This is a genomic window from Pseudomonas sp. Emmai (assembly GCF_055179735.1).
In genome coordinates, this window is the sequence record NZ_CM143685.1 from 2,694,724 (window position 1) to 2,712,580 (window position 17,857).

Here is a 17,857-nt window from a genome sequence, read left to right on the forward strand (position 1 = left end):
GAAATGATCGCGCGCGACGACCCTTCGCCGCCGCGCGCAATGCCTTACGGCAGCGACTTTCAACACCTTCTCGCTGGCCGAGGAATGTTCAAACAAAGGATGAGGCTATGGTTCAAGTTCGCAAACTGGTGTTAGCAATAGCGGCCGCCTCGGCGCTGTCCTCCGGTATGGCGCATGCCCTCGGGCTCGGGGAACTGACCCTGAAGTCCACGCTGAACCAGCCACTGGTGGCCGAAATCGAGCTGCTCGACGTCAAGGACCTCACCGCTGCCGAAGTGGTGCCGAGCCTGGCCTCGCCGGACGATTTCGCTAAGGCCGGGGTTGATCGCCAGGCATTCCTCAATGACCTGACCTTTACCCCGGTGCTCAACGCCAGCGGCAAAAGCATCCTGCGCGTGACGTCCAGCAAACCGCTCTCCGAGCCGATGGTGAAATTCCTCGTGCAGGTGATGTGGCCTAACGGTCGCTTGCTGCGCGACTACAGCGTGCTGCTCGATCCGTCCAAATTCTCGCCGCAAACCGCCGATGCGGCCGCGCAATCTGCGCCGTCCCAAGCGGTCTCCGCACCCGCGACCGGCGCCACCAAGCCGTCGACCTACACCACTACGCCGCGCGATACCCTGTGGGAAATCGCGGCCAAGGCGCGCAATGGCGGTTCAGTGCAGCAAACCATGCTGGCCATCCAGGCGTTGAACCCGGATGCCTTCATCAATGGCAACATCAACTTGCTGAAAACCGGCCAGGTCCTGCGCATGCCGGATCAGGTGCAAAGCACCAGCTTGCCGCAGCCTAAAGCCATCGCTGAAGTCGCCGCGCAGAACACCGCGTGGCGTCAGGGTCGCCGTTATGTGGCCAAGCCTGGCACTGGCCAGCAGCAACTCGATGCGACCAAGCGTGGCAGTGCTGATGCCGGTTCCGCCCAGGCCGCGAAAGACAAGCTGAGCCTGGTGTCTGCTGAATCTGGCAAGGGCCGTAAAGGTGCCGCTGGCGACGCGAAGAATCTGAGCAACAAACTGGCGGTGACCCAGGAAAGCCTCGACACGACCCGTCGTGACAACGCCGAACTGAAAAGCCGCATGACCGACCTGCAAAGTCAGCTGGACAAGCTGCAACGCCTGATCGAGCTGAAAAACAATCAACTGGCCAAGCTGCAAGCTGAGGGCGCTGCTCCGGCTGCGCCAGCAGTGGCGGCTGCTCCGGCAATATCGGCCGAGCTGACGCCGGCACCGGTGCCGGCGGCAACCCCGACGGAAGCGGCACCGGCAACCCCTGCGCCGGTGGTGACGGCGCCTGAGGTCACACCGGCCCCGGCCGAAACGCCTGTCGAGCCGACTCCTGCGGCTGCCGACGACCAGAAATTCAACGACCTGCTGACCAACCCGGTCCTGTTGGGTCTGGTGGGTGGCGGCGCCATCGTCCTGCTGCTGTTGCTGTTGCTGCTGGCCCGTCGCCGCAAAGCCCAGCAAGAAGCCGAAAAGCACCTGCGCATGGCGCGTGCCCTGGCTGAAGAGCAGGAGTTTTCCCCCGAGCAAGACTTGCCGGAAAGCAGCTTCGAAGGCCTTGAAGTGCCGCCGCCAGCCGTGAAGCTGGCCAAGACGCCTGCACCTGCGCCGACGCCTGCACCTGCGCCGACGCCTGCACCCGCGCCGGCTCCGATCATTGAGCCCGTCGTGGTCGCCCCCGTGATTGCCGCGCCGCTGGTTTCCCCGGCCGCCGAACGCAATGACGACGTCCTGACTCACGCTCAGTCGCACATCACTGCCGGTCGCCTGAATCAGGCGGCAGCCTTGCTCGAAGACGGTATCAAGCAAGAGCCGCAACGCAGCGACCTGCGCCTGAAGCTGATGGAAGTCTACGGTCAGCAAGGCGATCGTGATGCGTTCGTGGCCCAGGAGCGTCAGTTGGTGGCCAATGGCGAAAACTTCGCCCAGGTCGAACAACTGAAAAGCCGTTTCCCGGCCATGGCGCTTGCCGCAGCCGGCGGTATCGCTGCCGCGGCCATTGCCGCCGAGCTGGACGCGCAATACGTCAAGGACCTGTTGCTGGATGAGCCTGAAGTTCCGGCAGCGGATCCGGCCGCCGATGATCTCGACAGCGCATTCGACTTGAGCCTGGATGACCTGGAAAACGTTTCTCCGGCAGATGTTGCTCCGGCAGCGGAGCCGGAAGCCTTGGCGGAACTGGACGAATTCCCGCTGGACGACGATCTGAGCTTTGAATCGGTGCTGCAGCAGCAGACCGACATCAAGGAAAACCTCGACGACCTGTCGGACTTCGATCTGGACCTGGACCTCGGTGGCGACGCTTCGCCTGCGACCCTGGCCGAAGACGATTTCCTGCTGGACCTGGACGAAGGCGTCAAGGACTTGCCGCCTGTCGAACCGCCGGCCGTGACCGAAGCGGCGCTGGACGACCTGGAACTGCCGGCGGATTTCGACCTGTCCCTGGCGGACGAAATGGACGTGCCTGAGCCGAAGGATGCATTTGCGGCTGAACTGGATGACGTCAACGCCGAGCTGGATCGTTTGTCCCAGAGCATGGGTGAGCCAACCTTCACCGCCGAAGACGCGGCCGCTTCCGTGGCCGACGAGCCGGATTTCGACTTCCTCTCCGGCACTGACGAAGTCGCCACCAAACTCGACCTGGCCCAGGCCTACATCGACATGGGCGACAACGATGGCGCCCGGGACATCCTCAATGAAGTCGTGACCGAGGGTGATGCAGGGCAGAAGAGCGAAGCCAAGGAAATGCTTTCGCGTCTGGCTTGATCCGGAATCGGTAGTAAACAAAGCGGCAGCCCATTGAGGCTGCCGTTTTTTGTTTGGTAAAGCAAAAGATCGCAGCCTTCGCTCTTAACTCAACAAATCCTCATAAAACGCCCCGAACGGCCGGGTAGGGTGGGCAATCTGGATTTCCAGAATCCACAGCCCTACATTCGGGCAGTCCTCGAAATTGCCCAGGTCTCCGGCGCGATAGATCGCATGCGGGAAATCACTGACCCGGTGCCCCTTGATCTCCAGGTTCAACTTCCAGCCCATCGCTGTCGCCTGTTCGTCGGCGTAGCGATACAGCTGCGGACCGGCCACCTGCTGGGTGCGCCAGTAATCGTGGACCAGATCGAACAGGGTTTTCGCCGCCACGGCGCACGCCTGCATCTCGGGATCGTTGCCGACGGTGAACGTCGCGCCCGAGTCGCCTTCATGGCGATCCCAGACCACGCCGAGGTCGATAAAGAAAATATCGTTTTCAGCCAGCACCGGATCGCCGTCGGAACGCTGCTTGAAGGTCTTCAGGGTGTTTTCGCCGAAGCGAATTTTCGACGGATGCCAGATGCGGTCCATGCCCAGTTCGTTCAGCACTTCGAGGCTCATTGTCTGGGCTTCTGACTCGAGCATGCCGGGTTTGATGCGGCGGGCCATTGCGTCGATGGCTTCCCAGGTTTTGCGTTTGGCGTGCAGCATGCCTTCCAGGCTATACGCCTGGCCGACAGCTTCCTTGTTCAATGTGGCGGTCATCATCAGGTCTCGGTTTTTGTGTTTTCGTTGTGTAGTTGTCTATATAGCGAAGTCGGCGGGCGTGATGCAATGGCACACAGCTCTGGCGTCCCGGACCTGCGGCCTTATAATGCCCGCCTTTGCGTACATCAGCAGGCTGTCACCCCTTGGCAAATATAGATAATCCGGCCGCTGAAATGGCGGCCGACGGCTTTTTCCGCATCGCGCTGGGCGTGGAATACAAAGGCTCGCGCTATCGCGGCTGGCAGCGCCAGGCCTCTGGCGTGCTGACCGTGCAGGAAACCCTGGAAAACGCCTTGTCCAAAGTCGCCGATTCACCGGTGTCGCTGCATTGCGCCGGGCGTACCGATGCGGGCGTGCATGCCTGCGGCCAGGTGGTGCATTTCGATACCCAGGTTGAGCGTTCGCTCAAGGCCTGGGTCATGGGCGCCAACATCAATTTGCCCCACGATGTCAGCGTCAGTTGGGCCCAGGTCATGCCGCCGGATTTTCATGCGCGGTTCAAGGCCATCGCCCGGCGCTATCGCTATGTGATCTACAACGATCAGATCCGCCCGGCGCACCTGAACGAAGAAATCACCTGGAACCACCGCCCGCTGGACGTCGAGCGCATGGCCGAGGCTGCCCAGTATCTGGTCGGCACCCATGACTTCAGCGCGTTTCGGGCCGGGCAATGCCAGGCCAAGTCGCCGGTCAAGAAACTGCATCATCTGCGGGTCACCCGTCACGGCAAGATGATCGTGATCGATATTCGTGCCGGCTCCTTCCTGCATCACATGGTGCGCAACATCGCCGGGGTGCTGATGACCATCGGTACGGGCGAGCGTCCGGTGGAGTGGATGAAGGAAGTGCTGGAGAGCCGCGTTCGCCGTTCCGGCGGTGTCACGGCGCACCCCTTCGGCCTGTATCTGGTGCAGGTGGAGTACCACGACGAGTTCCAGTTGCCTGAGCGTTACATCGGGCCGCACTTCCTCACCGGTTTCACCGAACTTGACGGCTGACGCCCTCGAACGCATTTGTTACCATCCGGGACTTTCTCGGATTTGCCTTGGGGTTCTATCGACATGTCAGCCGTTCGCAGCAAGATTTGCGGGATTACCCGCATAGAAGATGCGTTGGCGGCAGTCGAGGCCGGGGCCGATGCCATCGGCTTTGTGTTTTACGCCAAAAGCCCACGGGCGGTGACGTTTGCGCAGGCGAGGGCGATTATCAAGGCCTTGCCGCCGTTCGTGACCACCGTGGGTTTGTTCGTCAACGCCAGTCGCTGCGAGTTGGGAGAAATCCTCGACGCCGTGCCGCTGGATCTGTTGCAGTTTCACGGCGACGAAGACGCTGGCGAATGCGAAAGCTGGAATCGTCCTTACATCAAGGCCCTGCGGGTCAAGGCCGGGGATGACATTGGTGCGGCATGCGATGCGTTTGCAGGTGCCAGCGGTATCCTGCTTGACGCTTACGTCGAAGGCGTACCCGGCGGAACCGGCGAAGCGTTCGACTGGTCACTGATACCGCAAGGCTTGAGCAAACCGATTATCCTTGCCGGCGGTTTGACCCCGGACAACGTCGCCGAGGCGATTGCGCGGGTCCGGCCTTACGCGGTGGACGTCAGCGGCGGGGTAGAGGCGAGCAAGGGCATCAAGGATCACGCGAAGATCCAGGCATTCATCAAAGCGGTACGTGATGTGACGGCTGGCTAACTGCCGCCGTCCACAGCTCTGTAGAAAAGAGGCTGAGGGTTTTCGGGTTGTACGCAGGTCAGTTTTTCTGACCCGGCCATCCGGCGATCATCGCCACACACATGAATTTAGCTCAAGGGCATACGCGGGGCTGCGAACCAAAGCGTTCGGGCCGCCGGTACTGGAGAAAGAAAGCATGAGCAACTGGTTAGTAGACAAACTGATCCCTTCGATCATGCGTTCCGAGGTCAAGAAGAGCTCGGTGCCGGAAGGTCTGTGGCACAAATGCCCGTCTTGCGAGGCTGTGCTGTATCGTCCGGAGCTGGAAAAGACCCTGGACGTTTGCCCCAAGTGCAACCACCACATGCGTATCGGCGCCCGCGCCCGCATCGACATTTTCCTCGACGCCGAAGGCCGTGCCGAACTGGGCGCGGACCTGGAGCCGGTTGACCGTCTGAAATTCCGCGACGGCAAGAAGTACAAGGATCGCCTGACCGCCGCGCAAAAAGCCACCGGCGAGAAAGATGCCCTGATCTCCATGAGCGGCACCCTGCTGGGCATGCCGGTGGTGGTGTCGGCGTTCGAGTTCTCCTTCATGGGCGGTTCGATGGGCGCCATCGTCGGTGAGCGCTTCGTGCGCGCCGCCAACTACGCACTGGAAAACAAGTGCCCGATGATCTGCTTCGCCGCCTCCGGTGGTGCGCGGATGCAGGAAGCCCTGATCTCCCTGATGCAAATGGCCAAGACCTCGGCGGTCCTGGCGCGTCTGCGTGAAGAAGGCATCCCGTTCATCTCGGTGCTGACCGATCCGGTCTACGGCGGTGTTTCCGCCAGTCTGGCCATGCTGGGCGACGTGATCGTCGGCGAGCCAAAAGCCCTGATCGGCTTCGCCGGTCCGCGCGTAATCGAGCAAACCGTGCGTGAAAAACTGCCGGAAGGTTTCCAGCGCAGCGAGTTCCTGCTGGAACACGGCGCGATCGACATGATCATCCACCGCCAGGAACTGCGTCCGCGTCTGGGCAACCTGCTGGCACAAATGATGGGCCTGCCGACGCCGAAATTCGTCGCCGCCCCTATCGAGCCGATCGTGGTTCCACCGGTACCTGCGAACATATGACCCAACGTACCCTTGGCGAATGGCTCGCCTACCTTGAGCAGTTGCACCCTTCGGCCATCGACATGGGCCTGGAGCGCTCGCAACAGGTAGCGTCCCGCATGGGACTGGGCAAGCCGGCGCCTCGGGTGATCACGGTCACCGGCACCAACGGCAAGGGTTCTACCTGTGCGTTCGTGGCTTCATTGCTGCGGGCTCAGGGCCTGAATGTGGGTGTCTACAATTCTCCACACCTGCTGCGTTACAACGAGCGGGTGCAGGTCAATGGCGTCGAAGCCACTGACGCCGAGCTGTGCGAAGCGTTTGCGGCGGTCGAAGCCGGGCGTGGCGAGACGTCCCTGACGTACTTCGAAATGGGCACCCTGGCTGCGTTCTGGCTGTTTCAACAGGCCAGTCTTGATGCGGTGGTGCTGGAAGTCGGCCTCGGCGGGCGTCTGGACACGGTCAACGTGGTCGATGCAGACATCGCACTCGTCACCAGTATTGGCGTGGATCACGCCGATTACCTGGGCGATACCCGCGAGTCCGTGGCCTTCGAGAAGGCCGGCATCTTCCGTCAGGGCGCGCCTGCGCTCTGTGGCGATCTGAATCCTCCCCAACCCCTGCTGGACAAGGCGCGCGAGCTGGCTTGCCCGTTTTTCCTGCGTGGGCGCGATTTCGATCTGGGCATTACCGATCACAACTGGCAATGGCGCGGCCTCGATGCTCAAGGGCATGTGGTTGAACTGCATGACCTGCCGTTGCTCGATCTGCCGATGGAAAACGCGGCTTTGGCGTTGCAGGCTTATTTGCTGACCGGTTTGCCGTGGGTCGATGCACAGATTGTTGAAGCGTTGAAAGCCACGCGGATCGTTGGTCGACTTGATCGTCGGCAGTTCAACTGGCAAGGCAAGCGCCTGAATTTGTTACTGGATGTGGGGCACAATCCCCATGCAGCGGAGTATCTGGCCCGGCGCCTGGCCAGTCGTCCGCCGGTCGGCAAGCGCCTGGCGGTGTTCGGTTTGCTGGCGGACAAGGATCTGGATGGTGTCGTTGGCGAATTGAATGCTAGTGTCCAGTCATGGGCTGTGGCGCCGCTGGATTCGCCGCGGTCGCGTCCGGTCGAGGAATTACACGCGGCGTTGCAGAACCTTGGCGCGTCGGTAACGTCCTATGGCAGTGTGACGGCCGCCCTGGAAGGGCAGTGCGCACTGGCGACGAGCGACGACGAGATTCTGTTGTTCGGATCATTTTATTGTGTTGCCGAGGCCCTTGAATGGCTGGCCCGGCGCTCCACGGAGGAAGCGGCAAATGGCTTTGCTGGATAAGGCGTACAAACAGCGCATGGTCGGTGCCCTGGTATTGGTGGCGCTGGCGGTGATTTTCTTGCCGATGCTGTTTTCCCGTCAGGACGAACAGCGTCAGGTCACGGTGCAGGCGCCGTCTGCGCCGCAGGCCCCTGCGGTACCGCAAGTGCAGGTCGAACCGGTGGTGGTGCCTGAGCCGCAAGCCTTGCCTCAGGAACCAGTACCGAGCGACGACGAAATCGCCGATCAGCAAGCACCGACGATGTCGATTGCACCGGCTGCTCCAGTCGCTTCGGCTCCGGCTCCTGCTGCCAAACCGGTGACGCCGCCGCCTGCTCCGGTCGCCAAGCCGGCACCGTCCCAGCCAATTGCCGCCGCACCGGCGAAACCGGACACCACCCAGAGCCGCGTCGATGCCAATGGCCTGTCGGTCAGTTGGTCGGTGCAACTGGCCAGCCTGTCGAGCCGCGCCAGTGCCGAAAGCCTGCAGAAATCCCTGCGCAGCCAGGGCTACAACGCTTACATCCGTACCGCCGATGGCAAGAACCGGGTGTTTGTCGGGCCTCTGATCGAGCGCGCAGAAGCCGATCGCCTGCGTGACTTGTTGGGCCGCCAGCAGAACCTGAAAGGTTTTGTCGTACGTTTCCAGCCTGAGCGTGGCTAACACTATCGCCCCGATTTGAAATGCACTGACAATCGCAGCTTACCGATAAGCATGGGCTCTGCTAAAATGCGCCGCCTTATCCGTCTGTAGGCTGCACTGTGCCATTTACCTGGGTTGACTGGGCGATCGTTGCAATCGTCGCCATCTCCGCATTGATCAGTCTGAGCCGCGGCTTCGTCAAAGAAGCGTTATCGCTGGTGACCTGGATCATCGCAGGAGCTGTTGCCTGGATGTTCGGTGGTTCATTGTCCGAGTACCTCGCCGGATACATCGAAACGCCATCGGCCCGTGTGATCACGGGCTGCGCCATCATGTTTATCGCCACGTTAATCGTCGGCGCAATGATCAATTATCTTATCGGCGAATTGGTTCGTGTGACCGGGTTGTCCGGAACCGATCGATTCCTCGGCATGGCCTTCGGCGCCGCGCGTGGCGTGTTGCTGGTGGTCGTGGCGGTCGGGCTGTTGAGCCTGGGGCCGGTACAGCAGGACAGCTGGTGGAAAGAATCACAGCTCGTGCCAAAATTTTTATTGGTCGCAGATTGGTCCAAAAACCTGATTCTCGGGTGGAGCAGTCAGTGGCTTGCCAGCGGTATCAGCGTACCCGCTGAATTACCGTTCAAGGAACACCTCTTGCCGACGGCCAAAACGCCTCAGTGAGTGGTGCTCAGTTCAGATCCATTAAGTAGGGGTTGCGTCGCATGTGTGGCATCGTCGGTATCGTCGGTAAGTCGAACGTCAATCAGGCGCTGTATGACGCGCTAACCGTGCTCCAGCACCGCGGCCAGGACGCTGCCGGTATCGTGACCAGCCATGATGGCCGGTTATTCCTGCGCAAGGACAATGGCCTGGTGCGTGACGTGTTCCATCAGCGTCACATGCAGCGCCTGGTCGGTCACATGGGCATTGGCCATGTGCGTTACCCGACCGCAGGCAGCTCGACCTCGGCTGAAGCTCAACCGTTTTACGTCAACTCGCCTTACGGCATCACCCTGGCGCACAACGGTAACCTGACCAACGTTGAACAGCTGGCCAAGGAGATTTACGAATCTGACTTGCGCCACGTCAACACCAACTCCGATTCGGAAGTGCTGCTCAACGTGTTCGCACACGAACTGGCCCAGCGCGGCAAGTTGCAGCCAACCGAAGAAGACGTATTCGCCGCCGTGACTGACGTGCACAACCGTTGCGTCGGTGGCTACGCGGTCGTGGCGATGGTCACCGGTTACGGTATCGTCGGTTTCCGCGACCCGCACGGCATCCGCCCGATCGTCTTCGGCCAGCGTCACACCGACGAAGGCGTCGAGTACATGATCGCCTCCGAAAGCGTGTCCCTGGACGTGCTCGGCTTCACCCTGATTCGCGACCTGGCACCGGGCGAAGCGGTCTACATCACTGAAGACGGCAAGCTGCACACCCGTCAGTGCGCGACCAACCCGTCCCTGACCCCGTGCATCTTCGAACACGTCTACCTGGCGCGTCCGGACTCGATCATCGACGGCGTCTCGGTCTACAAGGCCCGCCTGCGCATGGGCGAGAAGCTCGCCGACAAGATCCTGCGCGAGCGTCCTGAGCACGACATCGACGTGGTCATCCCGATCCCGGACACCAGTCGTACCGCGGCCCTGGAGCTGGCGAACCACTTGGGCGTCAAGTTCCGCGAAGGCTTCGTGAAGAACCGCTACATCGGCCGGACCTTCATCATGCCGGGCCAGGCTGCACGGAAAAAATCCGTACGCCAGAAGCTCAATGCCATCGAACTGGAATTCCGCGGCAAGAACGTGATGCTGGTGGACGATTCCATCGTTCGCGGCACCACCTGCAAGCAGATCATCCAGATGGCCCGTGAAGCCGGCGCGAAAAACGTCTACTTCTGCTCCGCCGCGCCAGCCGTTCGCTACCCGAACGTCTATGGCATCGACATGCCGAGCGCCCACGAGCTGATCGCCCACAACCGTTCGACCCAGGACGTGGCTGACCTGATCGGCGCCGACTGGCTGATCTATCAGGACTTGCCTGACTTGATCGAAGCGGTCGGCGGCGGCAAGATCAAGATCGAGAAGTTCGATTGCGCGGTGTTCGACGGCCAGTACGTGACCGGCGACGTCGACGAGGCTTACCTGAACAAGATCGAGCAGGCACGTAACGATGCCTCCAAGGTCAAGACCCAGGCAGTCAGTGCGATCATTGATCTGTATAACAACTGAGTAACTACCGGCCTGTATCTGTAGGAGCGAGGCTTGCCCGCGAAGGCGGTGTCACAGGCAACAGTGATGTTGAATGTGGCGGCCCCTTCGCGGGCAAGCCTCGCTCCTACAATAACGGGTGTCCCCCTCCAGGCCGGTTTTGTATCTACTACCGAGCAAGGCAAGGAGTGACAGCATGAGTCAGGATTGGGATGCCGGTCGGCTGGACAGCGACCTCGATGGCGTAGCGTTCGATACCCTGGCCGTACGCGCCGGTCAGCACCGTACGCCGGAAGGCGAACACGGTGATCCGATGTTCTTCACTTCCAGCTATGTATTCCGTACCGCTGCCGACGCGGCGGCGCGTTTTTCCGGTGAAGTGCCGGGCAACGTTTACTCGCGCTATACCAACCCGACCGTGCGTGCGTTCGAAGAGCGTATCGCCGCGCTGGAAAGCGCTGAGCAAGCGGTGGCCACGGCCACCGGCATGGCCGCGATCATGGCGGTGGTGATGAGCCTGTGCAGCGCCGGTGACCACGTGCTCGTTTCGCGCAGTGTGTTCGGTTCGACCATCAGCCTGTTCGAGAAGTACTTCAAGCGCTTTGGCATTGAAGTCGATTACGTGCCTCTGGCGGACTTGTCCGGCTGGGATGCGGCGATCAAGGCCAACACTAAATTGCTGTTCGTCGAATCGCCATCCAACCCGCTGGCCGAGTTGGTGGACATCGCCGAACTGTCGAACATCGCTCACGCCAAGGGCGCGATGCTGGTGGTCGACAACTGCTTCTGCACCCCGGCCCTGCAACAACCGTTGAAGTTGGGCGCGGACATCGTCGTGCACTCGGCGACCAAGTTCATCGACGGCCAGGGCCGTTGCATGGGCGGCGTGGTCGCGGGTCGTAGCGAACAGATGAAAGAAATCGTCGGTTTCCTGCGCACCGCCGGGCCGACCCTCAGCCCGTTCAATGCCTGGATCTTCCTCAAGGGCCTCGAAACCCTGAACCTGCGGATGAAGGCGCACTGCGCCAACGCCCAGCAACTGGCCGAGTGGCTGGAGCAGCAGGACGGCATCGAGAAAGTCCATTACGCCGGTCTCAAGAGCCATCCGCAGCACGAACTGGCCTTGCGTCAGCAGAAAGGCTTCGGCGCGGTCGTGAGTTTTGAAGTCAAGGGTGGCAAAGAGGGCGCCTGGCGCTTTATCGATGCGACCCGTTTGATTTCCATCACCGCCAACCTCGGTGACACCAAGACCACCATCACCCACCCGAGCACCACCTCCCACGGCCGTCTGGCGCCGCAAGAGCGTGAAGCCGCGGGGATCCGTGACAGCCTGATCCGCATTGCGGTCGGCCTGGAAGACGTGGCCGACCTGCAAGCCGATCTGGCGCGCGGTTTGGCTGCCTTGTGATCGAGTTGTCGACGCCGAGTACAGGCACCCATGGCCGCGTTGCGCTGGTCACCGGTGCCGCGCGGGGCATTGGCCTGGGCATCGCGGCCTGGCTGATCAGCGAAGGCTGGCAGGTGGTGCTGACGGACCTGGATCGCGTGCGCGGTTCGAAAGTGGCGAAGGTGCTGGGCGACAACGCCTGGTTCATCGCCATGGACGTGTCGAACGAAGGGCAGGTGGCATTGGGCGTCGCAGAGGTCTTGGGGCAGTTCGGGCGCCTGGATGCGCTGGTGTGCAATGCGGCGGTCGCCGACCCGCACAACATCACTCTTGAAAGCCTCGACCTGGCGTACTGGAACCGTGTATTGGCGGTCAACCTCAGTGGGCCGATGTTGCTGGCCAAGCACTGTGCGCCGTACCTGCGCGCCCACAACGGTGCGATCGTCAACCTGGCCTCGACCCGCGCCGGGCAGTCGGAACCGGACACCGAGGCTTACGCGGCGAGCAAGGGCGGACTGTTGGCCCTGACTCACGCGTTGGCGATCAGCCTGGGGCCGGAGATCCGCGTCAATGCGGTCAGCCCAGGCTGGATCGATGCCCGGGACCCGGCTGCACGGCGTGCAGATCCCCTGACCGATGCCGACCATGCCCAGCATCCGGCGGGCAGGGTAGGGACGGTCGAGGACGTGGCGGCGATGGTGGCGTGGCTGTTATCGCGCAACGCCGGTTTCGTCACGGGCCAGGAGTTCGTGGTCGATGGCGGCATGACCAAGAAGATGGTCTACGCGTAGAGAGCTATAAGTTTCTAGCGGCAAGCTGCAAGTAAAGGCGACCACGTGCAGGCTTGAATACGCAATCCTGCTTTTACTTATCGCTTGTAGCTTGCGACTTGAAGCTGCCTTCTTGCAGCTATTTTGAAAAAACTTCAATCCTGCTATTGACTTAGGTTCGCTACCTGCGTAAATTTCGCGGCCTCGGAGATGCAAACCGGGTGATTAGCTCAGCTGGGAGAGCGTCTGCCTTACAAGCAGAATGTCGGCGGTTCGATCCCGTCATCACCCACCACTTCCGAGAGTCTTGCGAAAGCAAGATGGAAGCTTTTAAAAGCCTCCACCGACGCGCAGCGGTAGTTCAGTCGGTTAGAATACCGGCCTGTCACGCCGGGGGTCGCGGGTTCGAGTCCCGTCCGCTGCGCCATATTTGCGAAGCAGGTTTTACCTGGTTCGAGATTGAAAGCCTCGAAGCTTTCAGTCAGACGAGTTACTTGAGCGAAAGCTCAAAGCGATACGCAGCGGTAGTTCAGTCGGTTAGAATACCGGCCTGTCACGCCGGGGGTCGCGGGTTCGAGTCCCGTCCGCTGCGCCATATCTGCCTCAAGGCCCACTGAACGCCTTGGAGCTACGAAGAAAAGCCGCTGGCTGACTTCGAGTCGATAGCAAAGACCCTGGTCGAAAGACCGGGGTTTTTTGTGTCTGCGATTTGGCTTTTCCTTCCTTTGCCCTGGCCTTCAGGGATTCGCATCCGCCGACCCAGCGCGGATCAGCAATGAATTCTGACGTTTCGTGATAATTCCCCTCAATGGCCCGCAGCCCTGACCAACCGGTGCTTACGCGCCGTAATCCCCCTCTGTCAGTCACTTATTCAAGTATTTACTGGGTGCAAACCGCACAAAGCGCTTTATTTGAAGTCCCATCACTAATTAGAATGAGTCGCATTTAAAATATTTCTTCGCGCAGGGTTCCTTTAGATGAGTGATGCAGCGATGCCGACGGGGCAAACCTTCCACGACCTGTACCGCGACCACCGTGGCTGGCTGGAAAGCTGGTTGAGTCGACGCATGGGCAATGGCTGTGATGCGGCAGACCTCAGTCAGGATACGTTCGTGCGCTTGCTCGCCAGCTCCCAGCGCATCGCAGACCTGCAAGAACCCCGCGCCTACCTGGCCACAGTCGGCAAGCGACTGCTGACCAACTTCTACAAGCGCCGCAGCCTCGAACAAGCCTACCTCAATACCTTGGCGTTGCTGCCGGAGGACTGCGTGCCGTCCCCGGAACAGCGCTGGATCCTCCTAGAAACCCTGCAAGCCCTGGACGAATTGCTCGATGGCTTGCCGAGCCCGGTGCGACGGGCGTTTCTCTGGAGCCAGCTGGAAGGCCTGGGCTACTCGGAAATCGCCGAACGCCTGCAAGTCTCCGAGCGCACGATCAAGCGCTACATGGCTCAGGCCTACGAACATTGCCTGCTGGTGGAGCTGTGATCGGTTCGCCACCGTCAGCCGAAGCCCGCCAGGTTGTGCGGGCCGCCGCGCAGTGGCTGGCGCTGATGGAGTCCGGTAGCGCCAACGAACGGGATCGCGCCAACCTGCAGAGCTGGCGCGATAGCCATTCCAGCCACGAGCAGGCCTGGCAGAAAGCGCAAATGCTGCGCCAACGCTTTGCCGATTTGCCGCCGGCACTGGCCATGGCCAGTCTGGATCGCCCACAAGCCAGTCGGCGCACGGTGCTCAAGCGCGCCGTCGGCGCCGTGGCGCTGGTGCCGACCGCCTGGCTGATCAGTCGGCAGTTGCCCCTGGACGTCTGGCGCGCCGACCTGCGCACCGCGACCGGGGAGGGCAAGAAAGTCCAATTGGCCGATGGCAGCTCGTTGCAGCTGAATACGGCCACCGCCGTCGACATCGACCTGAAAAACCGCCTGCTGAAACTCGTAGAGGGTGAAATCGCGCTGAAGGTGCCTGGGACCTCGCCGCTGAGGATCCAGACGCGCTTCGGGCAAGTGCTCGTCAGTCAGAGCGAAGTGTGCGTGCATCAGGGCCAGACGGGCTGCAAGGTGTCGGTACTCAAAGGTTCTGTGCAGTTGCAGCCGTTGCGCGGGCCGGTGTTCTCGTTGCGCGGTGGCCAGCAAGTCAGTCTTCAAGCGACGGGCGCCGGCAATGTGGAGCCATTCGATGTGCTCGCCCCAGGCTGGCGCGACGGCGTGCTGATGGCGCAGAACCAGCCGCTGGGGGATTTTTTGCGCGAACTCAGCACCTATCGCCCAGGCGTGTTGCGCTGGGAACCTGAGCTGGAATCCCTGCGCGTCACCGGCAGTTTCCGCTTGGCAGACACTGATCGCATCCTTGCATTGTTAGCGGCCAGCCTGCCGCTGGAGGTGCATTCGCGTACGCGTTATTGGGTAACGCTGCTGCCGCGCAAAAATATTGTTTAAGGCGTGTCCCCTTTTTTTGCGTCGCTTGTCATTCAAGGCAAGTGAAACGAAATCAGAGAGATTCTCAATGCCCGCAGTGATGCCTTGCAGTACGCGTCTGACTCCCTCCAGGCTGCGCCCGTTGTTGCACTTGAGTCTGTTGTTGAGCCTGAGTGCCTGTCCGTTGTTCATCACTGCCGGTTGGGCCGCAGATGCGTCCAAACGCAGCTACCAGGTGCCAGCCGGCAGCCTCAGCGCCGCACTGACCCGCTTCGCCGGGTTGGCCGGGGTCAATCTGTCGGTGGACCCGGCGCTGGTCAGCGGGCGCAACAGCCCGGGGCTGTCCGGTGACTTCGCGGTCGAGGAGGGCTTTGCCCGGTTGTTGCAGGGTTCCGGTCTGCAATTGCAGCCGGTGGGGGATCAGGCCTACATCCTGACCCCGGCACCAGACGCCGGCAGCCTGCAACTGGCGCCGACTTCGATTCTGGGTGCCACAGGCGGGTCGGAAGCCGAGGTCTATGCCGGTGGCCAGGTCGCGCGTAAAGGCTCACAAGGCTTGCTCGGCTCCAAAGACTTCATGGAAACGCCGTTCAGCATGACCACCTACACCGCCGAAGCGGTGAAGAACCAGCAGGCGAGGACCTTGGGCGACCTGGTGGCCAGCGATCCATCGGTTCGCGCGACCAACCCGGCGGGTGGGCGTTATGAGCAGTTCACCATTCGCGGGCTCAGCCTGTTCAACAGCGATGTTTCCTACAACGGCCTCTACGGCGTGCTGCCGACCTACACGATCGACATGGAAATGGCTGATCGCGTCGACATTCTCAAAGGCCCGAGCCAACTCATCAACGGCATTTCTCCACGGGGCAGCGTCGGTGGCGGGATCAACGTGGTGCCCAAGCGCGCCACCGACAAGCCGATCACCTCGTTCACCGGCAGCTACGCCTCCAATAACCAACTCGGTGGCGCGGTGGATATCGGCCGGCGCTTTGGTGAAGACGACAAGTTCGGCATTCGTTTCAACGGCGTGAAGCAGTCCGGCGACACCGAATGGGATCACCAGAGTGTCGACCGCGACATGGCCGTGCTGGGCCTGGATTTTCGCGGCGAACGCTTGCGCCTCTCGACGGACGTCGGCCACACCGAGCGTGATACCGATGCGCCGCAGGAACGTGTCATCGTCGGTGCCAACGCCCAGGTTCCCCATGCCAGCGAAGTGCGCAACAACTATGCGCAGCCCTGGAGCAAGGCGCGGACCAAGGACACCTTCGGCACGTTCAGTGGTGAGTTCGATGTCAGCGACTCGGTCATGCTGTACGGCGGCGTGGGCGCACGTAAAAGTAATCATGACTTTCTGCGTCACGCCGTTTCCGTCACCAACGACGCGGGCGATTTCAGCGTCCAGCCCCGTGACTTCACCCGTGACGAGAATGTCCGCACAGGCAATTTTGGCGTACGCAACTGGTTCCATACCGGTCCGGTAAGCCATGAAATCAACCTGGCGGCCAGCTACTACTACATGGACTTCGAAAACGGCGGCGCCCGTTATGCCTCCGCCCCCAGCAACCTCTACAACCCGGTAGAAACCCCGACGCCCAACAGACCTACGCGACAGGATCCGAAGGTCTACACCGAGAACCGCTCCACCGGCGTGGCGCTGTCCGACACCCTGGGCTTCTTCGATGACCGCGTGTTGCTGACCCTCGGCGCCCGCTGGCAGCGCGTGAAGGTTGACGACTGGACCGATAACGTCAGAGGCGACACCGCCTACGATGAAGAAAAGGTTTCGCCGTCGGGCGGCATTCTGTTCAAGGCCACCGACAAGCTGTCGCTGTATGCCAACTACATGGAAGGCTTGAGCCAGGGCAAGATCGCACCGTCGACCTCGGTCAACGAAGACGAAATCTTCCCGCCGTTCATCAGCCGCTCGGTCGAGGTTGGCGCCAAGTACGATGCGGGTCCGTTCGCCGTGACCGCCGCCGTGTTCCGCATCAAGCAACCGGCCTACGAGACCAACGCCAACACGCGGGTGTTCGGCCCGAACGGCAAACGCGAAAACACCGGTGTGGAAGTGAGCATGTTCGGCGAACCGCTCGATGGCTTCCGCCTGCTCGGTGGCGTCATGTACATCGACAGTGAGTTGAAAAAGACCACCGATGGCCTCTTCGACGGCAACCGCGCCCCAGCCACGCCGAAATACAACGTCAACCTCGGCGCCGAATATGACGTGCGCAGTGTGCAAGGCCTGACCCTGACCAGCCGCGCCATCTATTCCAGCTCGCAGTACCTGGACCAGTCCAACGTCAAGGAAATCGACGCCTGGACGCGCATGGACGTCGGCGCTCGCTATGCGTTCAAGGTCGACGACAAGAACATCACCCTGCGCGGCAATATCGAGAACGTGGCGAACAAGCGCTACTGGAGTTCCGCCGGGGCTTCGGATGACAGCGAGCCAGGCTTGACGCTGTCGACACCACGAACCTATCTGCTGTCGGCGACTGTCGACTTCTAAATCGATGCAACCGTGCGCTGCGCCACAAGGAAGGGCGCCGTCGGTTGTTTCATCCGTTTATTCCTGCAGAGGAAACATCCTATGTCCATCTTCACTTGATGATCTATCGCGATACTTTTCTATAAGTTAGTGCCTGTTCGAAGGTAATAACAAAGTTGTCAGATTTATAACAAGAACATGGCCGGATAATGGCACTGATGATCGCTTGAACAAGTTACCATAACTTGTGGTTTTGTGTGCGTGAACGGTTTTAATAACCGATTATCGAGTTGTGTAAATATTCCCAGAAAGAGCGATCAAACAGTTGCGTCATTTTGTAAATGGGAATAGTTTTCATA

Annotated in this window: 14 protein-coding genes and 3 tRNA genes; 16 read left to right on the forward strand and 1 reads right to left on the reverse strand. The window is 61.0% G+C overall.

Annotated elements, in window-relative coordinates; all coding sequences use genetic code 11:
* Positions 1 to 107 precede the first annotated feature (107 nt).
* Positions 108 to 2,768, forward strand: coding sequence for a FimV/HubP family polar landmark protein (locus tag ACY4LX_RS12315; RefSeq protein ID WP_463260055.1), 2,661 nt, complete (start codon positions 108 to 110; stop codon positions 2,766 to 2,768).
* An 84-nt stretch (positions 2,769 to 2,852) separates the two neighbouring features.
* Here ACY4LX_RS12315 and ACY4LX_RS12320 read toward each other — a convergent pair whose 3' ends face one another.
* Entirely contained in the window at positions 2,853 to 3,515 is a 663-nt protein-coding gene (locus tag ACY4LX_RS12320) for a M24 family metallopeptidase (RefSeq protein ID WP_463260586.1), read from the reverse strand.
* 176 nt (positions 3,516 to 3,691) lie between these two features.
* Between ACY4LX_RS12320 and truA the strand changes: the two genes are divergently transcribed.
* From truA to ACY4LX_RS12395, 15 genes are all read left to right on the forward strand, one after another.
* The gene (gene truA, locus ACY4LX_RS12325) at positions 3,692 to 4,516 is read left to right on the forward strand and encodes a tRNA pseudouridine(38-40) synthase TruA (protein WP_149658974.1); all 825 of its coding nucleotides are present in this window, start codon (positions 3,692 to 3,694) and stop codon (positions 4,514 to 4,516) included.
* 63 nt (positions 4,517 to 4,579) lie between these two features.
* On the forward strand, positions 4,580 to 5,209 hold the full coding sequence (locus tag ACY4LX_RS12330) for a phosphoribosylanthranilate isomerase (RefSeq protein ID WP_149658891.1): 630 nt from the start codon (positions 4,580 to 4,582) through the stop codon (positions 5,207 to 5,209).
* A gap of 175 nt (positions 5,210 to 5,384) precedes the next feature.
* Positions 5,385 to 6,305, forward strand: a complete 921-nt coding sequence (accD, locus tag ACY4LX_RS12335; protein ID WP_054052935.1) for an acetyl-CoA carboxylase, carboxyltransferase subunit beta — start codon at positions 5,385 to 5,387, stop codon at positions 6,303 to 6,305.
* On the forward strand, positions 6,302 to 7,609 hold the full coding sequence (gene folC, locus ACY4LX_RS12340) for a bifunctional tetrahydrofolate synthase/dihydrofolate synthase (protein ID WP_463260056.1): 1,308 nt from the start codon (positions 6,302 to 6,304) through the stop codon (positions 7,607 to 7,609). The genes accD and folC overlap by 4 nt, the downstream gene beginning before the upstream one ends.
* Positions 7,593 to 8,252, forward strand: a complete 660-nt coding sequence (locus ACY4LX_RS12345) for an SPOR domain-containing protein (protein WP_463260057.1) — start codon at positions 7,593 to 7,595, stop codon at positions 8,250 to 8,252. The genes folC and ACY4LX_RS12345 overlap by 17 nt, the downstream gene beginning before the upstream one ends.
* 98 nt (positions 8,253 to 8,350) lie before the next feature.
* Positions 8,351 to 8,911, forward strand: coding sequence for a CvpA family protein (locus tag ACY4LX_RS12350; RefSeq protein ID WP_149658888.1), 561 nt, complete (start codon positions 8,351 to 8,353; stop codon positions 8,909 to 8,911).
* Between the two features lie 41 nt (positions 8,912 to 8,952).
* Positions 8,953 to 10,458 carry an amidophosphoribosyltransferase gene (gene purF / locus ACY4LX_RS12355; RefSeq protein ID WP_123512535.1) on the forward strand — a complete coding sequence of 502 codons (1,506 nt, stop codon included), beginning with the start codon at positions 8,953 to 8,955 and terminating at the stop codon, positions 10,456 to 10,458.
* 175 nt (positions 10,459 to 10,633) lie between these two features.
* Positions 10,634 to 11,845: an O-succinylhomoserine sulfhydrylase gene (locus ACY4LX_RS12360; protein WP_149658887.1), complete on the forward strand. Its 1,212-nt coding sequence runs from the start codon at positions 10,634 to 10,636 to the stop codon at positions 11,843 to 11,845.
* Positions 11,842 to 12,615 carry an SDR family oxidoreductase gene (locus tag ACY4LX_RS12365; RefSeq protein WP_463260058.1) on the forward strand — a complete coding sequence of 258 codons (774 nt, stop codon included), beginning with the start codon at positions 11,842 to 11,844 and terminating at the stop codon, positions 12,613 to 12,615. The genes ACY4LX_RS12360 and ACY4LX_RS12365 overlap by 4 nt, the downstream gene beginning before the upstream one ends.
* Before the next feature lie 198 nt (positions 12,616 to 12,813).
* Positions 12,814 to 12,889 (forward strand) — tRNA-Val (locus ACY4LX_RS12370).
* Positions 12,890 to 12,944: 55 nt separating this feature from the next.
* Positions 12,945 to 13,021: transfer RNA gene (locus ACY4LX_RS12375), tRNA-Asp, on the forward strand.
* A 91-nt stretch (positions 13,022 to 13,112) separates the two neighbouring features.
* Positions 13,113 to 13,189 (forward strand) — tRNA-Asp (locus tag ACY4LX_RS12380).
* Between the two features lie 382 nt (positions 13,190 to 13,571).
* Positions 13,572 to 14,081, forward strand: a complete 510-nt coding sequence (locus ACY4LX_RS12385) for a sigma-70 family RNA polymerase sigma factor (protein ID WP_463260059.1) — start codon at positions 13,572 to 13,574, stop codon at positions 14,079 to 14,081.
* Entirely contained in the window at positions 14,078 to 15,028 is a 951-nt protein-coding gene (locus ACY4LX_RS12390) for a FecR domain-containing protein (RefSeq protein WP_463260060.1), read from the forward strand. The genes ACY4LX_RS12385 and ACY4LX_RS12390 overlap by 4 nt, the downstream gene beginning before the upstream one ends.
* Before the next feature lie 67 nt (positions 15,029 to 15,095).
* Positions 15,096 to 17,519 (forward strand): TonB-dependent siderophore receptor, encoded by a 2,424-nt coding sequence (locus ACY4LX_RS12395; protein WP_463260061.1) that lies wholly within the window; start codon positions 15,096 to 15,098, stop codon positions 17,517 to 17,519.
* Positions 17,520 to 17,857: the final 338 nt, after the last annotated feature.

Bases quoted from the DNA above. Each gene is read 5' to 3' on its own strand.
- ACY4LX_RS12360 (WP_149658887.1), top strand. From the start codon at position 10,634: ATGAGTCAGGATTGGGATGCCGGTCGGCTGGACAGCGACCTCGATGGC.
- ACY4LX_RS12320 (WP_463260586.1), bottom strand. From the start codon at position 3,515: ATGACCGCCACATTGAACAAGGAAGCTGTCGGCCAGGCGTATAGCCTG.
- folC (WP_463260056.1), top strand. From the start codon at position 6,302: ATGACCCAACGTACCCTTGGCGAATGGCTCGCCTACCTTGAGCAGTTG.
- truA (WP_149658974.1), top strand. From the start codon at position 3,692: ATGGCGGCCGACGGCTTTTTCCGCATCGCGCTGGGCGTGGAATACAAA.
- ACY4LX_RS12330 (WP_149658891.1), top strand. From the start codon at position 4,580: ATGTCAGCCGTTCGCAGCAAGATTTGCGGGATTACCCGCATAGAAGAT.
- ACY4LX_RS12385 (WP_463260059.1), top strand. From the start codon at position 13,572: ATGAGTGATGCAGCGATGCCGACGGGGCAAACCTTCCACGACCTGTAC.
- accD (WP_054052935.1), top strand. From the start codon at position 5,385: ATGAGCAACTGGTTAGTAGACAAACTGATCCCTTCGATCATGCGTTCC.
- ACY4LX_RS12345 (WP_463260057.1), top strand. From the start codon at position 7,593: ATGGCTTTGCTGGATAAGGCGTACAAACAGCGCATGGTCGGTGCCCTG.
- ACY4LX_RS12315 (WP_463260055.1), top strand. From the start codon at position 108: ATGGTTCAAGTTCGCAAACTGGTGTTAGCAATAGCGGCCGCCTCGGCG.
- purF (WP_123512535.1), top strand. From the start codon at position 8,953: ATGTGTGGCATCGTCGGTATCGTCGGTAAGTCGAACGTCAATCAGGCG.
- ACY4LX_RS12395 (WP_463260061.1), top strand. From the start codon at position 15,096: ATGCCCGCAGTGATGCCTTGCAGTACGCGTCTGACTCCCTCCAGGCTG.